The 25,361-nt window shown below is 66.9% G+C and carries 14 protein-coding genes; 5 read left to right on the top strand and 9 right to left on the bottom strand.

What is annotated here, in order from left to right:
- Positions 1-7 precede the first annotated feature (7 nt).
- The 4 genes from AB0L58_RS32000 to AB0L58_RS31985 form a co-directional block, all read right to left on the bottom strand.
- Positions 8-607, bottom strand: coding sequence for a hypothetical protein (locus tag AB0L58_RS32000; protein ID WP_364392564.1), 600 nt, complete (start codon positions 605-607; stop codon positions 8-10).
- Between the two features lie 14 nt (positions 608-621).
- Positions 622-1,050 carry an AMP-binding protein gene (locus AB0L58_RS31995; protein ID WP_364392562.1) on the bottom strand — a complete coding sequence of 143 codons (429 nt, stop codon included), beginning with the start codon at positions 1,048-1,050 and terminating at the stop codon, positions 622-624.
- The gene (locus tag AB0L58_RS31990; protein ID WP_364392559.1) at positions 1,014-1,451 is read right to left on the bottom strand and encodes an AMP-binding protein; all 438 of its coding nucleotides are present in this window, start codon (positions 1,449-1,451) and stop codon (positions 1,014-1,016) included. The genes AB0L58_RS31995 and AB0L58_RS31990 overlap by 37 nt, the downstream gene beginning before the upstream one ends.
- Positions 1,452-1,800: 349 nt before the next feature.
- A complete protein-coding gene (locus tag AB0L58_RS31985) occupies positions 1,801-2,457 on the bottom strand; it encodes a TetR/AcrR family transcriptional regulator (RefSeq protein ID WP_364392556.1) in 657 nt (218 codons plus the stop codon).
- 115 nt (positions 2,458-2,572) lie between these two features.
- On the opposite strand from AB0L58_RS31985, the gene AB0L58_RS31980 reads away from it, so the two are divergent.
- From AB0L58_RS31980 to AB0L58_RS31970, 3 genes are all read left to right on the top strand, one after another.
- A complete protein-coding gene (locus AB0L58_RS31980) occupies positions 2,573-2,965 on the top strand; it encodes a hypothetical protein (protein ID WP_364392554.1) in 393 nt (130 codons plus the stop codon).
- A gap of 244 nt (positions 2,966-3,209) precedes the next feature.
- Complete coding sequence (locus tag AB0L58_RS31975; protein ID WP_364392552.1) at positions 3,210-3,425, top strand: antitoxin; 216 nt, start codon at positions 3,210-3,212, stop codon at positions 3,423-3,425.
- Positions 3,426-3,725 (top strand): type II toxin-antitoxin system PemK/MazF family toxin, encoded by a 300-nt coding sequence (locus tag AB0L58_RS31970; RefSeq protein ID WP_364392550.1) that lies wholly within the window; start codon positions 3,426-3,428, stop codon positions 3,723-3,725.
- Positions 3,726-3,793: 68 nt separating this feature from the next.
- Here AB0L58_RS31970 and AB0L58_RS31965 read toward each other — a convergent pair whose 3' ends face one another.
- The 5 genes from AB0L58_RS31965 to AB0L58_RS31945 form a co-directional block, all read right to left on the bottom strand.
- Entirely contained in the window at positions 3,794-5,158 is a 1,365-nt protein-coding gene (locus AB0L58_RS31965; RefSeq protein WP_364392548.1) for a wax ester/triacylglycerol synthase domain-containing protein, read from the bottom strand.
- 131 nt (positions 5,159-5,289) lie between these two features.
- On the bottom strand, positions 5,290-6,219 hold the full coding sequence (locus tag AB0L58_RS31960; protein ID WP_364392546.1) for an aldo/keto reductase: 930 nt from the start codon (positions 6,217-6,219) through the stop codon (positions 5,290-5,292).
- Between the two features lie 10 nt (positions 6,220-6,229).
- On the bottom strand, positions 6,230-20,320 hold the full coding sequence (locus AB0L58_RS31955) for an amino acid adenylation domain-containing protein (protein WP_364392544.1): 14,091 nt from the start codon (positions 20,318-20,320) through the stop codon (positions 6,230-6,232).
- 522 nt (positions 20,321-20,842) lie between these two features.
- Positions 20,843-21,547, bottom strand: a complete 705-nt coding sequence (locus tag AB0L58_RS31950) for a PIG-L deacetylase family protein (protein ID WP_364392542.1) — start codon at positions 21,545-21,547, stop codon at positions 20,843-20,845.
- A gap of 120 nt (positions 21,548-21,667) precedes the next feature.
- Positions 21,668-21,841: a hypothetical protein gene (locus tag AB0L58_RS31945; RefSeq protein ID WP_169811369.1), complete on the bottom strand. Its 174-nt coding sequence runs from the start codon at positions 21,839-21,841 to the stop codon at positions 21,668-21,670.
- 280 nt (positions 21,842-22,121) lie between these two features.
- On the opposite strand from AB0L58_RS31945, the gene AB0L58_RS31940 reads away from it, so the two are divergent.
- Positions 22,122-23,237, top strand: a complete 1,116-nt coding sequence (locus AB0L58_RS31940; protein WP_364392540.1) for a hypothetical protein — start codon at positions 22,122-22,124, stop codon at positions 23,235-23,237.
- Between the two features lie 619 nt (positions 23,238-23,856).
- Positions 23,857-25,344 carry an NAD(P)/FAD-dependent oxidoreductase gene (locus tag AB0L58_RS31935; RefSeq protein WP_364392538.1) on the top strand — a complete coding sequence of 496 codons (1,488 nt, stop codon included), beginning with the start codon at positions 23,857-23,859 and terminating at the stop codon, positions 25,342-25,344.
- Positions 25,345-25,361: the final 17 nt, after the last annotated feature.

The following is a 25,361-nucleotide window of genomic DNA, read 5'->3' as shown; positions in this document are numbered from 1 at the left end:
GCTGCTTTCAGCCCACTTCGAACAACTGTGCCGCCACACGACGGCTGGGCTTACCGTTCGGCAATCGGGGCAGTCGCTGCACGATGCGCAACTGCCCCGGCATCTGGTGCTCGGCCAGATGCGCGTGGCAGTGGCGCATGATGTCGCGTTTGGTGGTCTGCGAATCGTCGCGCAAATGGACAACGGCCGCGACATCGTCGCCGAGATGCGGATGGGGCACCCGCGTCGCGAGTGACGAGACGACGTCCGGATGTTCGTCCAGCGCGGCCGCCACGTCGACCGGTGCCACCGCTTGGTCGCCGCGGTGCGCGATTTCACTGAGCCGACCCAGGATTCGCAGGCGTCCGTCCTTTTCCCGGCGCGCCACATCGCGGGTCCGCAGCCAGCCGTCCGCCGTGGAGGCCGCCGCAGTGGCCGCGGGATTGCCGACGTATCTGCTGAACAGTGTGGTGCCACGGACCTGTAGTTCGCGGCCGCCCGCGATTTCGTCACCGGCCAGCCGGAATTCGACACCGGTCGGGGTGCCGACCGTGCCGGGCACCCGCTCCCACGATGGCGGATCGGCCGCCGCCTGGTGACTGGTTTCGGCGAGCTCCAATGCCTCCACGACCGGGCAGCCGTTCAGCGCGCTCGGCGGCGAGGCGGGACAGCGGCGCCGAGGCGGTGCGCAGAAAACGCATGCTGCGCGCCCGCTTTCGCGATGCCACCAGCCCCGCGGTGATACCGGCCAGCTGCATCGGCAGCACCGTGAGCCAGGTCGGCGCCGCCGCATCCAGCAGTCGGTGCGTTTGGCGCGCCTCGCCCGCGGCGGGCAGCACTGGTGCACCGGCTGCGCAGGGTCGCCATCAGGTTCGCGAACAGGCCGTGGCTCTGCGCCCACGGCAGCAGCGCGATGGTGCGGTCGTCCGGGGTGAGTGCGAAATGGTCTGCGACAGTGGCGATTCCGGCCGCGATATCGGCCTCGGACAGCGCCACCGCCTTCGGCGCTCCGGTGGAGCCGGAGGTGAACAGGATCAGCCGATCGCCCTCGTGCACCGTGGGTGCCGACACCGTGGGCACCCAGCCGGTGCGATGCGCGTGCGGAGCCGGGACCCACTCGAGCTGCGTCGGAGGCTCGAACGGGTTGCGCCACAGTAGCGTTGGCGAATCGACCCAGCCCGGGGTCGGTGCGACGACCACCCGGGTCCGGCCAGTCCGAAAATCTGTTGTTTCTCCCGCGCGCTCAGCCGCGGATCCACCGGTGCGAATACCGCACCGATATTCCAGACGGCCGACATTACGACCGCGAAGGCAGGCGAATTCGATAGTTCGGCGACCACCACGTCACCCGCGCCGACGCCATTTCTTTTCAAACACCACGCGACGGTCTCGGCCCACGCTTCCAACTGACCGAATGACAGGAGCGGATTCGCGTCGGTGGAAACCGGAAACGGCCGATCGCAGGCATCCATCAATTGTTCTTCCGATGGCGCGGGCGGTATCCCACTCCCGTTGCGAAATACTAATATTCCGCAATCGGGAGTGGGGTCACGAACGGCACCCATCGCAGGTCGCGGCAGCTATCCCCGGCACCTCCCGGCAAGGGGGAACAAGAGGTGAGCAATGGAACCCGAAGGGCCGCGCGACCAACGCCTTTCCGCATCGTGACGCCTCCAGCACCACATCGAGGTCCAATTCTTAGCGGTGCCAGGTGCAGAAGAGTACCGCCACAACACGGTCGCTTGCAAAATCCCCGTTCCCATTTTTGGGAATGGGATGGTGCTGCCCTGTCAGGGGATCAGACTATTTCGACTCCGCCGCCTAAAGGATTCCGATCCGGCGTGATGGCCGCTCGCACGAATCGTCCGATGGCATCGACCCGTCCCGACGTGCCCTTCCGCCGAACTGCACTACGGTGGTGACGACCGCGGTAGAAATGGCCTCCAGCACGATCGCGGTATCGTGCGGATCGACATCGCCCGCGACGGTCCCGGACTCCTGACCGGCCCGCACCGATGCCTCGAGCGCGACCCGATTCCGTTGCGGCACATCGCCGTCGGCGAGTCCGGCCAGCAGTTCCGGCTCCCGTCCGGCGAGCACTCGATGCACGAACGGATAGGCGCCCGTCGCGGTTGCGAATCGGCCGACCACCTGCTGCCAGTACACGGTGTCCACCGGCCCCGGCAGCGCGAGCGCATCGTCACACATCCGGGTGGCGCCCCGATTGAACGCCGCGATGAACAACGCCTCCTTATCCGCGAAATGGAAGTACACCGCGGACGGCGACAAACCCGCCTCCCGGGCCACCGTGGTGACCGACGTGCCGCGCAAGCCCTGGTCCGCGAGCCGCCGCGTTTGAACTGCTGTGCAGTACAGATGAATTGACCGCGTCCGTGCTCGATGCGTTGGATCGCAGCGGTGCCGCGGGCTATACCGTCGTGGCCCGGATCGCCGATCACGGCGAACTCGGTGGCGCACGTGGACTTCGAAGAAAGGCGCGATGATCTATCGCGGGAATCTGCGCATGCCGCTGGTTGTGTCGACCCGAGAAGTACTGCGGCGCACAGCACAACGGTCACCTGCCCGACCGCACATGTCAATCTCGTGCCCGCCCTCGCGGTGCTCGCTGGGGTCGACGGTCGGACGCGATCTCACGCCGCTATCGACCCGCGCGGGCTCCGTTCGCGACGCCATCCTCGTCACCTCCGATGCCGAATCCAGCGGCGGTCAACTTCCCGGTGCGAAATACGTTGTGCGCGGGGCGATTACATCGCGCCATAGCTTTGGGCGCTATGCCACGCCGCAGACGGTCCACGGACCACGATCCGCGTTCGACTACGAGCTGTACGACCGCCACGAGGATCGGCTCGACCTGCACAACCTCGCGCACCACGGCGGCGCTGCGGGGTTGGTATCGGATCTCAACGATCTCGTCGATTCACTGATCGCCCAAGAGCTCCGCCCCCGGAGCGCGGGCGACCGATAATCAAGTGCACGGATCCAGCGAATCGCCGCGACGGCACGGATCCGCCGACCGCAGCACGATGGGTCGGTGGGCACTATCTGCGGATCGCGACCGTCGCGAATGCGCCTGGAGTGACGCTGTGCGTGCGGCGGGCGTGGTCGAATTTCGAGTCAGAGGGCACGTGGCTGCGGGGATCGAGCCGATCGGCCGTAAAAGGGTGCGGCCATGCACCAGGTCTTGCATACCAATCCGGTATACTGACCGCATGACAGTTCAGGTCGCAGTCCGCATTCCCGACGATATGGCCGCGTTCATCGACGCACACACAACTAACCGGACCGCATACATCCTGGCGGCCCTCGAACGCGAGCGACGGCGCATCCTCGCCGAGTCCGATATCCGTGCGCTCGCGGCCGCTGATGACTCCGACGCTGCTGCCGTCGCTGGTCACGCCGCACGCACGCCGCTGGACGTCGACTAGATGCGCCCGATCCACCGCGCCCGACTCGACAAGGTGCGCCCGGCGTTGGTACTGACACGCGAACTGATCCGGCCACACGTGAATCAAGTCACCGTCGCCGTTATAACCACAACTATCCGAGGCCTGTCCACCGAGGTGGAATTGAGCACTCGCAATGGATTGGCACAGCGGTGTGTCGTAAACCTCGACCTGGTGCAAACCATCCCCGTCGCCGATCTCGGCGAGCAGATCGGATGGTTCTATCCCGACCAAGAGGAAGCTCTCAGCGAGGCGTTGCGACTTGCCTACGACCTGAAGTAATCGAATCCGGCCGCGCGCGCCAACCCGCCCAGAAGCAGGGTACGACTGCGATACCGAGGTCCGAGCCGCTATGCCAGGGCGCCGAGGGCGGCCGCGACTTCTCGGCACGACTCCCGCAGGATCTCGCAGTAGTCGTCGAGATCGGCAACGATATCGGGATCACATACCACCGATACCGTGAAGCTGTCGCCCGCGCCGACGAACGAATGCGCCAAACCGATCTCCGGATACACCGGCGGCAGCATGCCCGCGAAGCGAAACGGCTTGCCCGCCAGCGACCATTCGACGGTCGGCTCACAGCGGATGCTGGTAAGGATAGTATGTGCGTAGGCCGGGGCATCCGGGTCGGCGGGCGCGAGCGTACCGAATCGCGTTCGGTAGGTGCGACTCGGCAACAGGTCGATGAGTCCGAGTCGATTGAGTTCCCGGCGACCCGACGGCGAATCGCGGCGCACGCGAAGCGTGGCGTCGACTGCCCGCGCACGAGCGGCGAGGTCGGGTTCCGCAGCGGCCAGCTCGACCGCGGCAGCCCCGACGTAATTGACACCCATCACCGGCGCGTCGGGCACCGCGACGGTCACCAATACCGCGAGATCATCAGGACACGAGCCATCCCGCTTTTCCAGATAGCGCTGCATGGCGTGGGATATCGCCGTCAGCCCGAGGGCCGTCACCGTGATCCCCGGCGCACGAACGACCCGCAGTTCCAACGGAATCGACCGCATGGCGCGTCCCGGCCCGATCCGGCGATTGAGCCGGGTCGCGGTGACCGGTGGCGTGTTCGGGCCGCTGTCGTCGTTTTCGCGGGCGATCCGACGCATCTCACGCCGGACGCGGATGTTGAACCGCAAGGCCTGCAACGGCCAGCGCAGCACACCGACCAGGGCGGCGAGCGCCGGGCGCGGACCCCGCGTGGCCGGGCCCTGCCCTTCGATCCGCAACGGCACCGAGGCGAACAACGCCTCCGACAGCGACGTCATGGCCGGACCGGCCATCAGCGCATGACTGATCTGCATCAGCACAACGGCGCCCGCGCCGCTCGGCGTCGCTATACCGGTCACGTTCGGAAATACGTGCAGCTGCCAAGCGCTGACCCGAGCGTCCAGCGGCTGCGCCAGAATGCGCCCGATCTCGTTCTGACACCACTCCCAATCCAGTTGCGCCGCAGCATGAGTGACGATGTGGGTGTCGATCGGACGGTCGTCGACCACCCAGAACGGGTGCCCGAGCCCGCCGGGCACCTCCTGGATCCGACGGCGCAGCGGTTCGAGCAGTTCGGCCCGCGCGCCGAAGTGGTCGGCGATATCGGCGGCGGTCAGCGGGGTGTCGCCGTTGTCGAATACCCACCACATCGGCCAGTCGGTGCCCCGACCCGAGCGGGCCAAGTAGTAATAGGCGGCGTCATTGGCCACCAGCTGTGCTTCATACATCATGCTGCTCTCGTCGTCGGCGATTGCCGCACTATGCCATCCGACAGCGGCCGTCGGAATCCGAATCGGGTGTCGGCGCCACCGATCCGAACACCCGAGGTCCCCGGCCGCATCGCCGGGGACCCGACGCTTCCTCAGCTACGCGACACCTTCGGCAGCAGGGAACGCCAACCGCGTGCGCCCCCCGAAGCGGGAGTGCTCACCGCGGACAGGGCGGCGAATTCGTCGTCGGTGAGCGTGATGGTGGCAGCAGCGGTGTTCTCCTCGAGATGCGCCACACTGGAGGTGCCGGGAATGGGCAGGATGACCGGCGAGCGGCGCAGTAGCCAGGCCAGTGCGAGTTGGGACGGGCTGGCGTCCTCGCGCACCAGATCGTCCAGCGGTCCACCCGGACGGGCGAGATCGCCGGTAGCCATGGGGAACCACGGGATGAAGGCGATATTGTTCGCCTCGGCGTATTCGAGCACGTCCTCCGCGCTGCGGTTGGCGAGGTTGTAGTGGTTCTGGACCGAGACGATATCGGCGATCTTGCGGGCCTTGTCGAGCTGTGCGACGGTCACCTCGGACAGGCCGATATGACGGATCTTGCCCTCTTGCTGCAGCGCCGCGAGCTCACCGAGTTGGTCGGCGAGCGGCACCTGCGGATCGATCCGGTGCAGCTGGAACAGATCGATGCGGTCGACGCCGAGATGGCGCAGGCTCAATTCCAGCTGTTGGCGCAGATATTCGGGGCGGCCGATGGGGACCCATTCGCTGGGACGCGGCCGGGCGAGTCCGGCTTTGGTCGCGATGACCAGGTCCTCGGGGTACGGGTGCAGGGCCTGGCGGATGAGGGTTTCGCTGACGAACGGACCGTAGGAATCCGCGGTATCGATCAGGGTGATACCGAGCTCGACGGCGCGACGCAGAACGCGCACCGCCTCGTCCGGATCCTTCGGCTCGCCCCACACACCGGGACCGGTCAGCTGCATCGCGCCATAGCCCAGGCGCCGGACCGGTAGGTCACCACCGAGGGCGAAGGTGCCCGAGGCGGCAGCGGGACGGGACTGGTCGTCGGCGGTCATACTTTCCTCTCTACAGCTGGACGTCACTCGGAGCGGGGAAGAAACCCGCATCGATGAAGGATCTCACATAGGCATCCAACGCCTCGGCATCGATCGGTGGGCAGTGGATTCCATACTGCGCCAACTCGATTCGGGTGTTGGTGTCCTCGACGGCGGCCGCGGCACCACCGTAGTTGCCGCTGACCAACGCGGCGCGCACCAGCGAATCGTCGCCGCTCGCATCGCGCGCCGCCGCTTCCGCGGCCAGTTTGGTCGCGATCTCCTCGATCGATGCGATCTCGACCGGAATCCCGTGCCTGCGCAGGGCGTCGAAGATATCGCCGATCGCCACGGGCCGGGTGTTCACCAGGTGGTACGCCGCACCGGCCGGCGGCTGCTCCGCCAGCGCGACAATCGCGCCCACCACGTAATTCACCGGCACCAGCGACATGGTGGCGTCGCCCACCTCCGGGGCGAGTCCGAGAATGGCGGCAGCCCGGATCATGTTCCAGAACGAGTCGTCGACGCTGTTCACCCCGACCCGCGGATCGCCGCAGACCGTTCCGGGACGGTAAATGCTCACCGGCACACCGCGGGCACCGGCCTGGCGGATCAGTTGTTCGGCCACCCACTTACTTGCCACGTAACCGTTTTGGGATACCTCGTCGACACGCAGTTGCGCATCCTCGCGGCCGACGAAATCCGGGGCGGGCGCATTCGGAATCACGGCGTTGACCGTAGAGACGAAGTGCACCGGTTTGATCCGACCGGTGGTCGCCAACCGCAACACCTCACGAGTGCCAGACACATTGGCGGCGCGCAACCGCGCATAAGGCTCGATGTGATTGACCCGAGCTCCGTTGTGGTAGACCGTGTCGATCTGCTCGGCGAGCCGCGCGTAGTCGGACCGGTCGAGTCCGAGTCCGGGTGCGGCCAGATCACCCGCGACAGCGACGATCCGCCCCTGATAGGCGTCGTCCCAGATCCGGTACAGCTGCATGGCGTCGCGGATCCGCTTGTAGGCCCGCTCGCTGTCGTCGCCGCGCACCAGGCACCAGACCGTCGCCTCGGTGCTGGACAGTAGTTCCCGCAGCAGATGCACGCCGACGAATCCGGTTGCGCCGGTCAGCAGTACGTTGCGCGGGGCCTCGACCCGAGCCGGTGCGCGACCGGCACCATCGATCTCCGGTTCGAGCACGGCATCGGTGGTGATCGTCGCGAGGTCCGCGCCCGGGACCGCGGCCACGGACTCGTCCGGGTTGTCGAGGCGGGTGGCCAGGCCGCGCACGGTGGGCGCGGTGAACAGTGCCGCCATCGGCACGTCGATACCGAGCCGGCCGGCCAGGGCGCGCTGCAAGGTGAAGGCGAGCAGCGAGGTACCACCGAGATCGAAGAAATCGTCCTCGGCGCCGGCGCGAGCAATGCCGAGCACTTCGGCGAATACCTCGGCGACGGCGTGCTCGGTATCGGTCGCCGGTGCCACGTACTCGCGGACACGCAGGACCGGCCGTGGCAGCGCGGCCCGATCCAGTTTGCCGCTGCTGTTCACCGGGAAGGATTCGAGCACCATGATGGCCGAGGGCACCATATAGCCCGGGAGCACATGCGACAGCGAATCGCGCAGGGCATCCGCCTCGAGGTCGGTTGCGGGCACCACATAGGCGGCCAGCTGATCGCCGGCCTCCGATTTCACCACCACGACGACGGCCTGGGCGACGGACGGATCCGCCAGCAGCGCGGCCTCGATCTCCCCCAGCTCGACCCGGTGGCCACGGATCTTCGCCTGGAAGTCCGTGCGCCCCAGATATTCCAGTACCCCGTCGGCGCGGCGGCGCACCAGGTCACCGGTCCGGTACATCCGGGCACCGGGCGGGCCGTACGGGTCGGCGACGAACCGGTCCGAGGTCAGGTCGGCGCGGCCGAGGTAGCCGCGCGCCAATTGGGTTCCCGCCAAATACAATTCGCCGACGACACCGGCGGGTACCAGGTGCAGCCGGGAATCCAGCACGTAGGTGCGGGTATTCCACAGCGCCACACCGATCGGCACCGTCAACCGGTCGTCGATGGTCGCGGGCCGATACGTCACCGAAACCGCCGCTTCGGTGGGACCGTACAGGTTGTGCAGTCCGGCATCCGACAGCGCGGCGAAATCGGCGACCGTGGTGGGTGGCAAGGCCTCACCGATAACGAAAACCGCACGCAGTGAGGCCAATTGCGGCACCTGGGCGGCGGCCAGGAAGACCTGCAGTACCGAAGGAACGAAATCGGTGACCGTCACCTGGTTGCCGGCGATCAGCTCGGCGATATAGCCCGGATCGCGCTGTCCGTGCGGTGCGGCCAGCACCAGCCGCGCGCCGACCCACAGCGGGGCGAAATAACCCCACAGCGATACGTCGAAGGTCGTCGCCGTCTTCTGCAGGTAGACATCCTCGGGACCGAACCCGTACTCCGCCACCATCCATTCGATCTGGTTGGTGATCGCGCCGTGCGAGACCATGACCCCCTTGGGCCGACCGGTCGAACCCGAGGTGAACAACACGTACGCCGGATGATCGGCATGCAGCGGCGCACGCAGCTCGCCGTAATCGACCGGCTCGCCGGAGTATTCCGACAGCTCGAGGGTGTCGATATCGATAACGGGAACTCCCGTGACGGGTACCGGGTCGCCAGCGGTCGTCAGCACGCAGACCGGCTCGGCCGTCGCCACCATGTACCCGATCCGGTCGGCCGGATGGTCGAGGTCCAGCGGCAGATAGGCGCCGCCCGCGGTCAGCACCGCGTACATCGCGGCGACCAGCTGCGGTGAACGCGGTATCGCCAGTGCCACCACGGATTCGGGGCCGACGCCCTGCGCGATCAGGTGTCGGGCGAGGCGGTTGACGCGCTCATCGAATTCCCGATAGGTCCAGACGGTCTCGTCGTGGACGACGGCCACCGCATCCGGTGTCGTCGCCACGGCACTGCGGTAGCCGGTCAGCAGGTGATCCGCCGATACCGGGTGCGCGGTGGCGGCCGCATCCGACAGCAGCTCGGCGCGTTCGGTCGCATCGGTCAGCGCGATCTCGCCGAGCACCGCATCGGGATCAGCGGCGATGGCGGTGAGCAGGCGCGCGAACCGGTCCACGAAACCCTGCACCGTGGCGGGGTCGAACATATCGGCGGCGTAGGTGACCATGCCGCCGATACCCAGCGGCGTGCCCGCCTCGTCGTAGGCATCGCCGATGTACCAGTGCAGATCGAACTGCGATACCTCGACGCCGACATTCAGGCTCGCAACGGTCAGCCCCGGCAGTTCCAGTGCGACGCGGTCCAGGTTCTGGAACGACAGCCCCACCTGGTACAGCGGATGCCGCGCGGTCGAGCGCACCGGGTTCAGCACAGTGACCAACCGCTCGAACGGCACGTCCGAATTCGCGAACGCCTGCAGATCGGTCTCCCGCTGCCGTGCGAGCAGCTCGGTGAAACGCGCGCCGCCTTCGTAACGGGTTCGGAATACCAGGGTATTGATGAACATGCCGATGAGGTCGTCGAGCGCGGCGTCGCCGCGCCCGGCGGTCGGCGTGCCGATGGCGATGTCGTTGGTCCCGGACAGCCGGGCCAGCAGTACGGCGAGCGCGGTGTGCACGACCATGAACACCGTCGCACCCTTGGCCCGCGCCAATTCGGCCAGCGCGCGGTGGGTTTCGGCGTCGATCTGCACCGACACCTGACCACCGGCGAAGGACCGCAGCAGCGGGCGCGGGCGATCCGAGGGCAGGTCGAGCTGCTCCGGCAATCCGGCCAATTCCTGCTGCCAATACCCGATCTGCTTGGCCACCAAGGATTCCGGATCGTCCTCGGCACCGAGCAGTTCGCGCTGCCAGATGCTGTAGTCGGCGTACTGCACCGGCAGTGGCGTCCAATTCGGCGCCTGTCCGGCGCAGCGTGCCGCATAGGCGACCATCAGATCGCGGGCCAGCGGGCCGATCGACGAACCGTCGCCGGCGATGTGGTGCACGACCAGGGCCAGCACATATTCGCGCCCGTCCGGGCCGTCGCCGAGGTCGAACAGGCTGACCCGGACCGGCACCTCGACGGTGAGATCGAAGACGGTTCTCGCCAACGCTGCCAACTCGGCCACGAGGTCGGCCGGGTCGATGGTCTGCACCGGCATCGGCGGAATCGCCTGCGCCGCAGGCAGGATCACCTGCACCGGACCGGCGTCGATGGGTGGGTAGACCGTGCGCAGAATCTCGTGGCGGGTCACCAGATCACCGATCGCCGCCCGCAGTGCCTGCGTGTCGATGGCACCGGTCAAGCGCACCGCCATCGGCACGTTGTAGGCGATCGAGGCGGTATCCAGGCGGTTGAGGAACCACATTGCCTGCTGCGCCGCCGACAACGGAATCCGCTCCGGCCGCGGACCGGCGATCAGCTCGGGACGGTCGCTTCCGGCCTCGTGCTCACTCAGCCTGGCCGCGAGCGCGGAGACCGTCGATGCCTCGAACAGCAGGCGCACCGGAACCCGGGTGTCGGATGCCGCGCCGAGTCGCGCCGCGAGCCGGGTGGCGATCAGCGAATTGCCGCCCAATTCGAAGAAATCGTCGTCGGCGCCGACCGGTGTCGCGGGTGCGAGCAATTCGGTGAATACGCCCGCGACCAGCTCTTCCCATTGTCCGGACGGCGCACGGTATGCCCGGGTATGCAGGACCGGCGCGGGCAGGGCGGCCCGGTCGAGTTTGCCGACCGGGGTCAGCGGAATCTCGTCGAGCACCATGACGGTGGTCGGCACCATATGCGCCGGCAGGCTCCGCGCGGCGAATGCGGTGAGTTCGTCGGCATCGGCGACCGCATCGGCGGCGGCATGCACATAGGAGAAGAGAATGGTTGCACCGCTGGCGATTTCGTGTCCGACGGTGACCGCGAAGTCGACCGTGTCGTGTGCCGCGAGGACGGCGTCGATTTCGCCGAGTTCGATGCGGAAGCCGCGAACCTTGACCTGGAAGTCGTTGCGGCCCAGATATTCCAGCGCGCCGTCGACCGTCCGGCGGACCAGATCGCCGGTCCGGTACAGCCGGGCACCGTCGCGATCGAACGGATTCGCCACGAATCGGGCGGCGGTCAGCGCGGGGCGCTCATGGTAGCCGCGGGCCACCTGCGCGCCGGTGATGTAGAGCTCGCCGACGGCGCGGTCCGGCACCGGCGACAGCCGATCGTCCAACACGTACTCGGTGATGGCGCGGATCGGCCCGCCGATGGTGACGGTCTCCCCCGGCACCAGTGGCGCGCTGATATTGGTCATGATCGTGGTCTCGGTCGGCCCGTATCCGTTGTAGAACTCACGGGTACGCCGCCCGGCGATCGGAATCGTCCAGCGCCGCACCAGCTCCGGCGGGCAGGCCTCGCCACCGGCGACGACGACGCGGAGCTTGTCCAGGCCCGCCGGGTCGACCGAAGCCAGTGCCGCGGGCGTGATGAACGCATGCGTCACCCGCTCCCGGCGCAGCAGGGCAGCCAGATCCTCGCCGCCGTAAACCGACGGCGCCGCCACCACCATGGTCGCGGCACCACCGATGGCCAACAGCAGCTCCAGCACCGACGCGTCGAATGACGGCGATGCGAAATGCAGTGTGCGCGAACTGCTCGTCACCCGGTAGCGCTCGCGCTGTTCATCACAGAAACTCGACAGACCGGCCTGTGTGACGACCACCCCCTTTGGCTTGCCGGTCGATCCGGAGGTGTAGATGACATAGGCCGGATGGGCCGCGCGCAACGACCGCAGCCGATCCGCATCCGTCACCGGATCGGCACTGTAGTCGTCGAGCCGCCGATCGATATCGTCGGCGTCGATGGTCAGCCACGGCACCTCGTCGGGCAGGTCGGCGCCGACCTCGGCCACCGTAAGTCCCAGTACCGCATGCGAATCCGCGATCATGTGGCGGACCCGCTCGGCGGGGTAGTTGGGATCCACCGGGACGAATCCGGCACCGGTCTTGGCGATCGCCCACACCGCGAGCACGGACTCCAACGAGCGCGGAATGCCGATCGCGACCAGATCCTCCGGGCCGATGCCACGGTCGATCAGCAGTCGAGCCAGCCTGCTCGAGCGCTCGTCGAGGTCGACGTACTCCCATTCGCCCAGCTGCCGCGCGGCATCGACGAAGACCACCGCGACACCGTCCGGATTGTTGTCCACCGCATCGGCCAACAGCTGCGGCAGCAGCGTGACCTGTTCGGTCGAGCTCGGTTCGGCGGTCCGAACGGGCGCGGCGAGTGCCCGGTCCCGTTCCGCCTCGTCGAGGATGTCGATGGCACCGACGATCACCTGCGCATCGGCGGCGACCGCGGCGAGGATCCGCTCGAACCGTCGGGCCAGGCCCGCAATGGTGGCTTCCTCGAAAACATCTGTCGCATAGGCGAAGCCGATGACCAGCTCGTCCGGCGAGCCATCCGCGCGCCGACGCGGCTCGACGATCACCTGCAGGTCGAATTTCGCGACGATCTCACCGGTATCGACGGCCGAAACCGTCAGACCGGGCAACGCCAGCGTCGGCTGTTCGATGTTCTGGAACGACAGCATCACCTGGAACAGCGGATTGCTCGTGATGGCCCGTGCGGGCAGCACCTCCTCGACCACCCGCTCGAACGGCATCTCCGCATTGGCGAAGGCGGACAGATCGATGTCGCGGACCTGATCCACGAATGCCGCGAACGCGGCGCCGCGATCGACATCGGTGCGCAGGGTCAGCGTATTGACGAACATGCCGACCAGATCATCCAGCTCGGCCGAACCGCGACCCGCGATCGGTGTGCCGATCGCGATATCCGAGCCACCCGACAGCCGCGCGAGCAGCGCGGCCAGTGCGGCGTGCACGACCATGAACAGCGACGAATTGTGCTGGCGCGCGAGCTCGGCCAGGGCAGTGTGGACCTGTGCGGGCACGGCGATGTCGAGCGAGCCACCGCGCAGCGATGCCTGCGCCGGACGCGGACGGTCCAGCGGCAGCCGCGCGGTTTCGCTCACACCGGCCAGGTGTCGCCGCCAATACGCCAATTGCTGTGCGGCGATGGAGTTCTCGTCGTCTTCGGTGCCGATGACTTCGCGCTGCCAGAGCGCGAAGTCGGCGTACTGCACCGGCAACGGCGCCCAACCAGGGTCGGTTCCCGCGGTGCGCGCGAGATAGGCGGTCGCCAGATCCCGCGCCAGCGGTGCCAGCGAGACGCCGTCCGCCGAAATGTGATGCGTGACAAGGACGAGCAGATGCTCCTCGCGCGCCGGATCGGAGAACAACCGGATGCGCACGGGCGGATGTTCGGTGATATCGAATCCGGCGGACAGCAGTGCGGCGACCCGGTCCGGATCGGCGGTGGTTTCGACCTCCAGTCCGTTCGGCAGCGTTTCGGCCACGGACAGGATCTCCTGGCGCGGCATCGCGTCCGGGCCGTCGGCCGGGAACCTCGTGCGCAGCGCCTCGTGCCGCTCCAGCACATCCACGACGGCAGCGCGCAGTGCGGGCACGTCCAGGGTGCCCGTGAGCCGGATGGCGAATGGCAGGTTGTAGGACGGGGATTCGGTATCGACCTGGTTGAGCACCCACATCCGATGCTGTGCCAGCGACAGCGGGATGGACTCCGGCCGCACCACCCGCGTCAACGGCGGCCGATCCGCGTTCGCGGCATCCGGCACGATACGCAGCGCCAACTCGGCGACCACGGGTGCGTCGAACAGCGTGCGCACCGGCACCCGCGCGCCCAATGCCGCACTCAGCCGGGCCACGACCTGGGTCGCGACCAGCGAGTTGCCGCCAAGTACGAAGAAGTCGTCGTCGGCACCCACTCGGTCCACACCGAGCACCTCGGCGAATACCTCGGCCACGATCTCCTCGAACGGGGTAGACGGCGCGCGGAATTCCCGGCTGGCCAGCATCGGCCGCGGCAAAGCCCGGCGATCCAGCTTGCCACTGGTGTTGAGCGGGAACTCGGCCAGCTCCATGATCGTCGCCGGCACCATGTACGCGGGCAGCGTGCCCGCCAGCGCAGCACGCAGCGGCTCCACCTCGATATCCACGCCGGGCGCCGCGACCGCGTAGGCCACGAGCTGGTCGCCGAGCTCCGTCGACACCACCAGGACGGCCGCCTGGCTCACCGACGGCTGCGCCAGCAGTGCTGCCTCGATATCGCCGAGTTCGATGCGCTGTCCGCGCAGTTTCACCTGGAAGTCGGTGCGGCCCAGGTATTTCAGGACACTCGGCGCGCTCCAGGCCACCAGGTCGCCGGTCCGGTACATCCGCTCGCCCGTTCCGAACGGGTTGGCCACGAACCGTTCCGCGGTCAGATCCGCGCGCCCCAGATAGCTGCGGGCCAGCTGATCACCGGCGAGGTAGAGCTCACCGGTGACCCCGGCCGGAACCGGCCGCAGGCGGGAATCCAGCACGTACAGGCGGCTGTTCCAGACCGGCGATCCGATCGGCAGGCCACCCCGATCCTCGGCGGTCGCGAGCCAGGTGGTGACGGCGACCGCGGTCTCGGTCGGCCCGTACACATTGAGCACCGACGCGTCGCAGACCGCGCGCACCGCGGCCACGGTCTCCGCGGGCAGCAGCTCGCCGCCGACGATGATGTGCCGCAGTGTCGGAATCGCACCCGCGGGCGTGTGGGCGGCGAACACCGCAAGCATCGATGGCACGAAGTCGGTAACGGTAACCTGCTGCGCCGCAATGGTTTCCGCGATGTAGGTGGCATCGCGATGGCCGTCGGGGGTGGCCATCAGCAGCGTGGCGCCGACCCGCAGCGGAATGAAGTAGCCCCACATCGAGGCGTCGAAGGTGAAGGCGGCCTTCTGCAGGTACACGTCATCGGCATGCAGCGGATACCGGGACTGCATCCACGCGAGATGGTTGCCGATCGCCCGATGCGAGACCGCTACGCCCTTGGGCCGTCCGGTGGAGCCGGAGGTGAACAGTACGTACGCCAGGCTCTCCGGGCGCACCGGCCGCGGCAGCTCACCGGCCGCCAGCGGGGAACCGGCAAATCCGTCCAGATCCGTGGTGTCGATGTGCAGCACCGGAATTCCGTCCGGCACCGGTACGGCATCCGCGGTCGTGGTGAGCACGCACACCGGCCGCGCGGCGGTCAGCACGTGCTCGACGCGATCGGCCGGATGATCCGGGTCCACGGGCACGTAGGCACCGCCCGCGGTGAGGACCGCGTACATGCCGACGACCAGATCCAGCGAACGCCGGATCGCGAGGCCGACCAGCGATTCCGCACCGACACCCTGCGAGATCAACAGGCGCGCAAGGCGATTCACCCGCTCGTCGAGTTCCCCGTACGTGAGCTCAGCGCCTTCGTACACCACCGCGACCCGCTCCGGATGCGCCTGAACCGCGCGCCGGTAGCCGTCCAGCAGCAACTCGGGTTCGACGGTATGACCGGTAGCGTTCCACTCCACCAGGACGCGATCCCGCTCGGCGTCGCTCAGCATGATGTCGATATCGCCGACCGGTGCGGTGGGCTCGCCGAGCAGTGCGTCCAGCACCCGAGTCAGCCGTGCGGCAAGGGATTCCACCTCATCGGCGCGGAACCGGTCGCCCTGATACTTGTAGGTCAGCTCGAGCGTCGAGGTCGCGGTCACCAGCAGCGTCAGCGGGTAGTGCGTATCGTCGCTGGTGCCGACACCGGTCACCGACATGCCGTCGATGGAACTGGCCGCGGTGATCGCGTCCCGGTCGATCGGGTACGACTCGAAAACCAGCAGGGTGTCGAATTGTGCTCCGGCACCTGCGATCCGCTGGATATCGGTGAGACCCAGATAGTGGTGGTCGAGCAGCGCAGCCTGCTCGCGCTGCAGCGACTGCAGGAACTCGCCGATCGCCAGCTTGCCGTCGATCCGCACGCGCACCGGCAGCGTATTGATGAACAAGCCAACCATCGACTCGACGCCCGGCAGCTCGGCCGGGCGGCCGGATACAGTGGTGCCGAACACCACGTCATCGCGACCGGTGAGCCGCCCGAGCAGGATGCCGAGGGCCGCCTGCATCAGGGTATTCACGGTGACGCCGAGTTCAACGGCCCGCTCGGTGATCTGGCGGGTGCGCTCGGCGTCGATCTCGGTGACTACCCGGCCGATCTCTTGGCCTTCGGCCGTGCGCGGTTGGGGCGCAAGCTGGGTCGGCTCGTCCACACCGGACAGCGCCTGCGCCCACACACGCTCCGAATCCGCCCGATCCCGGCCCGCCAGCCAGCTCAGGAAGGTGCGGTAGGAGGGCACCCGCGGCAGCGCGGACCGATCGCCGCGAGTCGCATAGAGCACCAGCACATCTCGCATCAGCAGCGGCATCGACCAGCCGTCGAGCAGGATGTGGTGGGAGGTGACCACCAGATGCCACTGCTGTTGCTCGGTGCGATACAACGTGAACCGGATCAGCGGCGCAACCGACATCTCGAAGCGGGTTTCGCGCTCCAGCGCGACCTGTCGTTTCAATTCCGCCAACCGCTCGGGCTCGGGCAGCTCCGTCAGATCCACCGAACGCCATGGCATTTCGACCTGGTTCAGGACCACCTGCACGGCGTGGCCGTCGGCGCTGGCGACGAACGCGGTCCGCAGGTTGGGGTAGCGGTCCAGAATGGCCTGCGCCGCTGCCTGCAGTCGGTCGACCTCCACGTCGCCACTCAGGTCCACGACGGTTTGGGTGGTGTAGACATCGACGCTCGACTCGGTGAGCAGCGCGTGGAACAGCAGCCCGGACTGCAATGGCGCGAGCGGCCACACATCCGACAGCGCCGGGTAATTCCGTTCCCACACTTCGATATCCGTCTGGGCGGCCGTGACCAACGGCAGATCCGACGGCGTCAGCCCACCGGCATCCGGGTGCTTGGCGTGCTCGGCCAGTGCGCGCAGTGCCGCGACCCACAGATCGGCGAATTCCTGCGCCCGCTCCCGCGACAACAACCCGCGTGGGAAGGCGAACGACGCACCCAGCTGCGGTCCATCCGCACCGTCGGTGACGATCGCATTGATGTCGATCACGCCGTTGGCGGGCATATCCGGATCCAGCTCGGCATCCAGTTGGCCCAGATCCGCGACCGGCACCCAACCCAGTGCGCCGAGTTCCGCCGGAATCTCGCCAGTCGAGATCCGGCCCAAGTAGTTGAAGCTGATCTGGCAGGCACCGACCAATTCGGCTGCGGTCTCGGCGTTCAGGTAGCGCAGCAGGCCGTAGCCGAGCCCCTTGTCGGGGACCGCGAGCAGCTGTTCCTTCACCGATTTCACGATGTCGCCCATGGCTTTTCCACCCGCGAACGCCTCCGCGAGATCGGCGCCCGCGAGATCGAGCCGGACCGGGAACGCGCTGGTGAACCAGCCGACGGTCCTGGAAAGATCCGCGCCGGGGACGAGCCCCTCTTCGCGCCCATGGCCTTCCAACTTGACCAGCGCGGTGCCGCCCGCGCTTTCGCCACGCCACTTGCTCACCGCCAGCGCCAACGCCGAAAGCAGGCCGTCGTTGACACCACCGCGATACCGGCCCGGAATCGCGGTCAGCAGCGCATCGGTCACCTCGACAGGCACCGTCACCTCGACGCGATCGACGGTGGCGAAGGTATCCACCGCCGGATCGAACGCACGCGCACCGAACAACGGATCTTCGGTATCCGAAACCTGTTGCCAGAATGGCAGTTCCGCGATCCGCGCCGGATCCTGCGCCACATCGCGCAGGGCGTGCGCCCAACGCCGCATCGAGGTTCCGTTGGCGGGCAACGCCACCGGCTGCCCCGCCGCGAGTTGCGACCAGGCGATTGCCAGATCCGGAATCAGAATCCGCCAGGAGACTCCGTCGATAACGATGTGGTGCGCGACAACCAGCAATACATCGCGACGACGGCCACCGGGCGGGAAGGCGAACCAGACGCACTGCACCATCACCGCATTCGCCGGATCGAGTCGGCCCAGCGCCGCGTCGTACTCGACACTGGCTCGCCGCGACAACTCCGCGTCGTCGATATCGGCGGGCAGCTCGACCCGATGCACCAGCGCGTCGACATCGACCGCGCCGGGCTCCAACGCCTCGAAGATGCGGGCGGTGTCGGATGTGGCTTCGCGCAACCGAGCCCGCAACATGTCGTGGTGGTCGAGGACGGCACCGACGGTCGCGACCAGCGTCTCCCGTTCGATGCCGTCGGGCAGCCGCAGCGCCATCGACTGCGAGAACCGCTGATACGACGAGTCATTCGGCAGCATCGCCGACATGATCGGCAGCAACGGCAGCTCGCCGACCCCACCGCCGGGCAGTTCCGCCAGTCGCTCCGGCTCGACGGCATCGGCCGAGGTGGCGATCTCGGCCAGGGCCGCGACCGTGCGATATTCGAACACCTGCGCGGCGGTGAAGACGACACCGCGTGCTTTTGCCCGCGAGACCAGCTGGATCGACAGGATCGAATCGCCACCCAGGGCGAAGAACGAATCGTCGCGACCGACGCGCTCGACAGCGAGCAATTCGGCGAATACCTCGGCGATGATCTCCTCCACCGGCGTCTCCGCCGCGCGGAACTCGCGCGCGGCGAAGACCGGCTCGGGCAGCGCCGCGCGGTCGAGTTTGCCGACCGGGGTCAGCGGGATCTCATCCAGCACCACGAAGGCGGCCGGAATCATGTACGCGGGCAGCGACTCCCCGAGGAACTCGGCGAGCGCCGCGGTGTCCACCTCGGCCCCGTTCCTGGGCAGCAGATAGGCCACCAGCGCCGTCGCGCCGGACGGCAGCGTCCTGCCGAGGGTCGCCGCGAAGTCGATTTCCGGGTGGCTGGTGAGCGCGTTGTCGATCTCGCCGAGTTCGATACGGAAGCCGCGAATCTTCACCTGGAAGTCCGAACGACCCAGGTACTCGATGACGCCGCCCTCCGTGGCGCCGGATTCGGTGCGGCGCACCAGATCGCCGGTGCGGTACAGCCGCGCGCCCGGGCTGCCGATATCGGCGCCGAACGGGCTGGCCACGAACCGGTCCGCGGTCAGGCCCGGCCGTCCGAGATAGCCCTGTGCCAGTGCGGGACCCGACAGGTACAGCTCGCCGATCACCCCGGCGGGCACCGGGCGCAATCGGGAATCCAGAACGAAGGCACCGATACCCGCGATGGCCGTGCCGATCGTGATGGGCTCGCCCGGCACCAGCGGCGGGGTGCCGGTGGCCAGAATCGTCGCCTCGGTGGGGCCGTAGCCGTTGTGGAACGCACGCTCGCCCGCCCAGCGGCCGACCAGTTCCGGCCCGAACTTGTCGCCGGCCACCACGACGACCCGCAGTTCGTCCAGTCCGTCCGGATCCACCGATTCCAGGGCGGCCGGGGTGATGAGCATATGGGTGACGCGCTCGCGCCGCAGCAGATCCGCGAGTTCGGTCCCACCGAACACCGAAGGCGGCGCGATCACCAATGTCGCACCGGCCGAAAAGGCCAGCAGGAGTTCTAGCACCGAAACGTCGAAGTTGGGCGAGCAGACGTGCAGCACGCGCGACTCCCCCGTCACCCCGTACTGGTCGCGCTGCGCGGCAACCAATCCGGCCAGCCCGCCGTGCGTGACCACGACGCCCTTGGGCCGTCCGGTCGATCCCGAGGTGTAGATGACGTAGGCGGGGTGCCGCTCGTCCAACCGACGAACCCGGTCGGTGTAGGAGATCGGATGGGCCGGGCGCTCGGCGATGCGTCCGGCGTGCGCCGGTTCGTCGAGTTCGATCCACTCCACCGTGGCGCCGAGCACCGACCGGTGTGCCGTGGTGGTCAACCCGAGTACGGCACCGGAGTCGGTGAGGATGTGCGCGATACGGTCGGCCGGATATGCGGGATCCACCGGCACATATGCGGCACCGGTCTTCGCGATCGCCCATACGGCAAGCACGGATTCGATGCTGCGCGCGATACCGATCGCCACCACATCACCCGCGCCCACCCCGTGTTCGATGAGCTCGCGCGCCAGCCGCGACGACAACTCGTCGAGTTCGCGATAGGTCAGCTGCCTGTCATCGGACGGATCGCCCGAAGGGTTGAACCGGATGGCGACGGCGTCGGCGGCGGGCTCCACAGCGGCCGCGAGCAAATTCCCGAAGAGCAGACCGACCCGGCGCCGACTACCACGTGCGGAACGACGATCCCTTGCCATTTCCGGTACTACACCTCTCACCTATTGCGCGCCTAAAGACCGCACCCGCATAATGGAACGCACATACTTCACTAATGGACCGCTATACCGCCGCGAGCCAAGCGTTCGAGTTTACAAGAGCGAACTTGTCACTTATCCCCAAGAGCGGGAATCTGTTACGACATTCGCTCGAAGAAACGCGGTCGGCTGCACAACACGGCCTGTGACAGCCTAGGTGAAGGTGGGCCATTGCGTGCCCACCCTCGGCCGCAACCCTCGGATCGGTACGTTTTCGCTATCACGGCGATGGCACACGGCCCGTCGCGTCTCCCCCGCGCAAACGGAATCGCCGCTGTTGATCGACCCCCGGTGACAACGGCATTCGCAGCATCAGTGCAGATGACCGGCCGATCACCGACAAGGCGATTCGTCGAGCAGTCCGACCCGCGACCGGGCCGGTCGTCACCGGTCGACGTGATTTCCGCAACATTTTCGTGAAAGCGGGTTCGATGCCGGAGGTCGATGTGACTGTCGTCACAGCGATCAACCGAAGTAGTAGAGCTCGAAACCGACCGCGCGGGCGGCGGGAAAGCCGGGCCTCGCGGCGGTCGCCATGTCGACGATCGCCCGCACCTGGTCGGCAACCGGCTCGGGGCTGAGCACCTCGAGATAGCGGCGGTGTTCGGCCAGCGAGGCGGCGGCCTGCTCGATGGTGTCGGTGACGTCGACGGCGTGCGTGCCGCTCGGGCCGACCACCGCAGCCAGCCGGGGCGACCACGGAGCTTCGGTGAGTTCCGGAAATATCCACTCGTTGCCTGCATCCGAAATCGCGTCGAGGGCGGCGCGGCCGACCGCACGATGGTCGGCGCTGTTCGCATAACCGGGCGCCCAGATGTCGCCGAAATTGAACAGCACCACGAATTCCGGACGATGGCGACGAATCGCGGCGGCCAGGTCACGACGCAAGCCGAGGGTTTCTTCGACGCGGCCGTCCGGATAGCCGAGGAATTCCACCTCGTGCACGCCGACCACCTTGGCGGCGGCGATCTCCTCGGCCTCGCGCAGCGGTCCGGCCTCGGCGGGCGGCATGCCCGCGATCCCGGCCTCGCCGGAGGTCACCAGGACGTAGCGAATGTCCTTGCCCTGCCCAGTCCAGCGCGCCACCGCCGCGGCCGCACCGTATTCGATATCGTCCGGATGCGCCACGATGACGAGACCGCGCCGCCAATCCTCGGGAACCTGCTCCACGCGAGTCATTCAAGCAGATGCCCCGAACACGGATGGGCCGTGCGCTGTCCGCGGTACAGCGCACGGCCCACCTCTGGAAAACCGCGGCGCCCGGAGTCCCGGCGGGCCCGCGGTCGGACGCTACAGCTTGCTCACGGTGGAGTTGTCCGAGCCCGCGACCGCCTTGTACAGCAGGTACAGCCCGAAGACGACCGCGCTGATCACCAGAATCGGGAACAGCCCCTTGATCAACGCACCGATGATGGCGAGCGCGATCCAGACGACCGCTACGACACCGATGATTTTCCACAACATGCCAGCCTCCAGAAGGTCTCGGGCGAACCGCCATCCGACGATCCGACACTTCGATGCTGGCAGCCGGATACCGATAAATCACCAGTTCAGCACTGATATCCGGGTGAAGATCAGGGTTCACCCTGACCTCTCGTCGGCACCGGATCCGAGGCGCCACATCGAGTCAACTTCCCGAATTTCCAAGTGTGACAACGGAAAACGTCGAAGTTGTGTGGTCCGGCACACCTGCGACACTAGTGTCTGTCCGCTTGTATGTATTCCGAACCTTAAGGGGTCACCTATGACCAGGTACGCACATTATGTCGGCAGTCTTCCCGCGGACCTGATGACAGGTGATCGCGCTGTCCTGCAATGGTTCGCCGACCGCACGGCGGGCTCGCCGGTCACTGCATTGCCCTGTGATCTGGACCCCGACTGGATCATGGACTACCTGCTGACTCGCAAGCAGCATTCCGATGTCTTCGAGATCGTCGAGGCAGGCGGATACGCCGACTACAGCGACTTCCCCAGCTACGGCCTCCGGTCGGGCCGCGAGCTCGGAACACAGCATGTGTCGATGGACCGGGTCGAGCGCATCGGTGAAGTGGTGGCGGCCTTCGAGTCCTTGCAGCGCGAACGGCCGGAGTTGGCCGAGACGAAAGTGCAGATAAGCCTGCCGAATCCACTGGATCTGGCAATGTTCGTCTTCGCGGGTGCGGCCGTATCCGGCGGACTGCCGGTCGGAAAGGCATTGCGGCACGGCAATCTCGCGGTCGCCGCGTTGCGGCAGCTGCCGGTGTTCACCGAAGCGGTGGTCCAGGAGGTATCGGACGTAGTCGCTCGGCACGGCGACCGCATCGTGTGGCAGCTGGAGTCCCCCTTCGCGCTGTTGAGCATGGTCAAAGCGACACAACTGGGTTCGCGGTGGGCGCTGGCCCCGCTGGTGGCGCGTCAGCTCGCCGGCGTCCTCGGACGGCTGCACGAGATCGGTGCGGAAACCACCGTGCATCTGTGCTACGGCGACTATCAGCACAAGAGCCTGCTGGCCCCACGCAGCCTGGCGCCCGCGGTGACACTGCTCAATCGCACTGCGCGACTACTGGATCGGCAAGAGGTGCCACTGCCTCCGGTACATATTCCGTGTGCGTACGGCTCCGAGCCCGCACCACTGGAACCCCACTTCTACGCTCCTCTGCGATCACTCGCCACCGACTGGCGCGTGATCGCGGGTGTGGTTTCCACGGATTCCGTCGAGGACAGCGACCGCGCGCGTGCGCTTTTCGAGGCGGCGCTGGGTCGCGATGCCTTCGGCGTGGCCACCGCATGCGGACTCGGACGGTGCACCCCCGAGACCGCCCAGCACGCCGCCGAGGCCACGGTCTCGATCGCACGGGCCGGAGCACAGAGGCCCGAGTAGGGGTCACGATCAGCCGACGCGGGTGCGCACTCGATGAGTTCGCACCCGCGTTGCTGTGCCCTGGCCAGGCAAATTGCCTCTACCGCAGCGCAATCCGCGAGTTGATCGCCGCACGGAGCTCGCCAATCGCAGAAGTCAACTTTGCGAACGCCCTCGCGCGGACCCGGTTTGGGCTTTACTCTGAATTTGCCGGAAGAGCGGGGTGATGCCAAACGACACCGAACAGCCTCGCCTGTCACGCCCAGGCGACTCCCTCCGATCACGGCGCACGGTCTCGACGAAAAGTGCTGCGCTGATATGCATCCGCGGACACCGCGCCGCCGAATCCGACACCTGCCCTGGCGTGCTTTGCAGGGGCGGTGCGGCGAGCAGGTCCGGTTCGGGGTATCGGCTACCCTTCGGACACCGATTACCACGAATTGTCTGCGTACACCAAACCGACTCTGGCGGTTGATGATTCGATACTTACCGCTACACTCTGACGGGGGCGTCGTCGCGGATGGCTAACTAATGGCGACGCTCCGTCCGGGTTGATCCACCACCGTGGGACCGGAATTGGTTCGGTTACCGATGTGGACGCACAGTCCGTGTTGGTGTCCGCTGTTCCAAGGAGTGTGCTATGTCGAACGATCCGCATGTCCTCGTTGTCGGTGGCGGCCCAGCAGGGTCGACAACCGCGGCCCTGCTTGCCAGATCAGGAATACGCGTGACACTTCTGGAACGAGATACGTTCCCGCGGTATCACATTGGCGAGTCGATGCTCGCATCGTGCCTGTCGACACTGCGTCTTTCCGGCGCGTTCGACAAGGTCGCGGCGCACGGCTTCCAGATCAAGCGAGGCGGCTATTTCCAGTGGCAGCACGATAACTGGCTATTGGACTGGTCCCAGCTCGTGGATGCCGAAGCCTGGTCCTACCAGGTGGAGCGAGACGCATTCGACGACATTCTGCTGCGCAACGCGGCCGACCAAGGCGCGCAGGTGATCGAGAACGCAAACGTCGAAAACGTAATCTTCGATGGTGACCGTCCGGTTGCCGTCGAATGGACCGGCCCCGGCGACAACCGCACTCGGACCACCGAATTCGATTTTCTCGTCGACGCCTCGGGACGATACGGCCTGCTGGCCAAACGGCGCTTCAATATGCGGCGGCAGCATCCGGCCTTCCGCAATGTCGCGGTGTGGTCGTATTGGGAAGGCGCGCACCTGCACCCGGACAGCCCCGAAGGCGCGATCAATGTCGTATCCACTCCGGAGGGTGGATGGTTCTGGCATATCCCGCTGTCCAATGGCCGATTCAGCGTCGGCTATGTGGTTTCCGCACGCAAGGCGGGCGAGCGACTACGCGAGCAGGGGCGAGATGCCTATTACCACAACACGATTCGTGACAGCAAGGCCATGAGCGCATTGCTCGAAGGCGCCGAGCAGGTCGCCGAGGTCAAGGCCGAGCAGGACTACTCCTATGTGTCCGATCGGTTCAGCGGTCCTGGCTATGCCCTCGTCGGCGATTCGGCGGCCTTCCTCGATCCGCTGCTGTCCACCGGTGTCCATCTGGCGACGTACGGCGGGCTCGTCGCCGCGGCCGCGATCGCGACCACGCTGCGTGGCGAAATGAGCGAGACCGACGCGATGGCCTTCTACGAGGACAGTGCCCGGCGGGCCTACTCCCGATTCCTGGTATTGGTCTCGCGAATGTACGAGAAGTACATCGGTTCCGACGAGTACTTCTCGCACGCGAGCAAACTCACCGAGGCACACGATGGCGACACCCCGGAGGTGTCGTTCACCAGGATCATGGCCGGGCTCACCGATGTGGACGAATCCTCGGGCGAGCAAGTGCGTACCTCATCCGACACGATCGCCTCCGAGCTCTCCGAGACCGCGAAACTGCATGCGGAGTCGGCCAACCTCGAGTACATGGGTCACCTGGATATGTCGGTCGTGTGGGACCACTGGCGTGATCCGCTGGCGGATACGGTGATGAACGATGTGCGGATTACCACCGAACCGGTACTCGGTCTGACCACGCGGCCCCGCGACGCCGCCGAAGTCGAGGCCATCGCGCGTCCGGTGCTACCCCCGAAGGCGGCCGACGCCACCGCGTACTAGTCCGGTCTTCGTGAAAT

It is taken from the genome of Nocardia sp. NPDC052112 (genome assembly GCF_040680135.1).
In the GTDB taxonomy this organism is placed as follows: Bacteria; Actinomycetota; Actinomycetes; order Mycobacteriales; family Mycobacteriaceae; genus Nocardia.
This window is presented reverse-complemented; position numbering and strand designations above follow the sequence as displayed.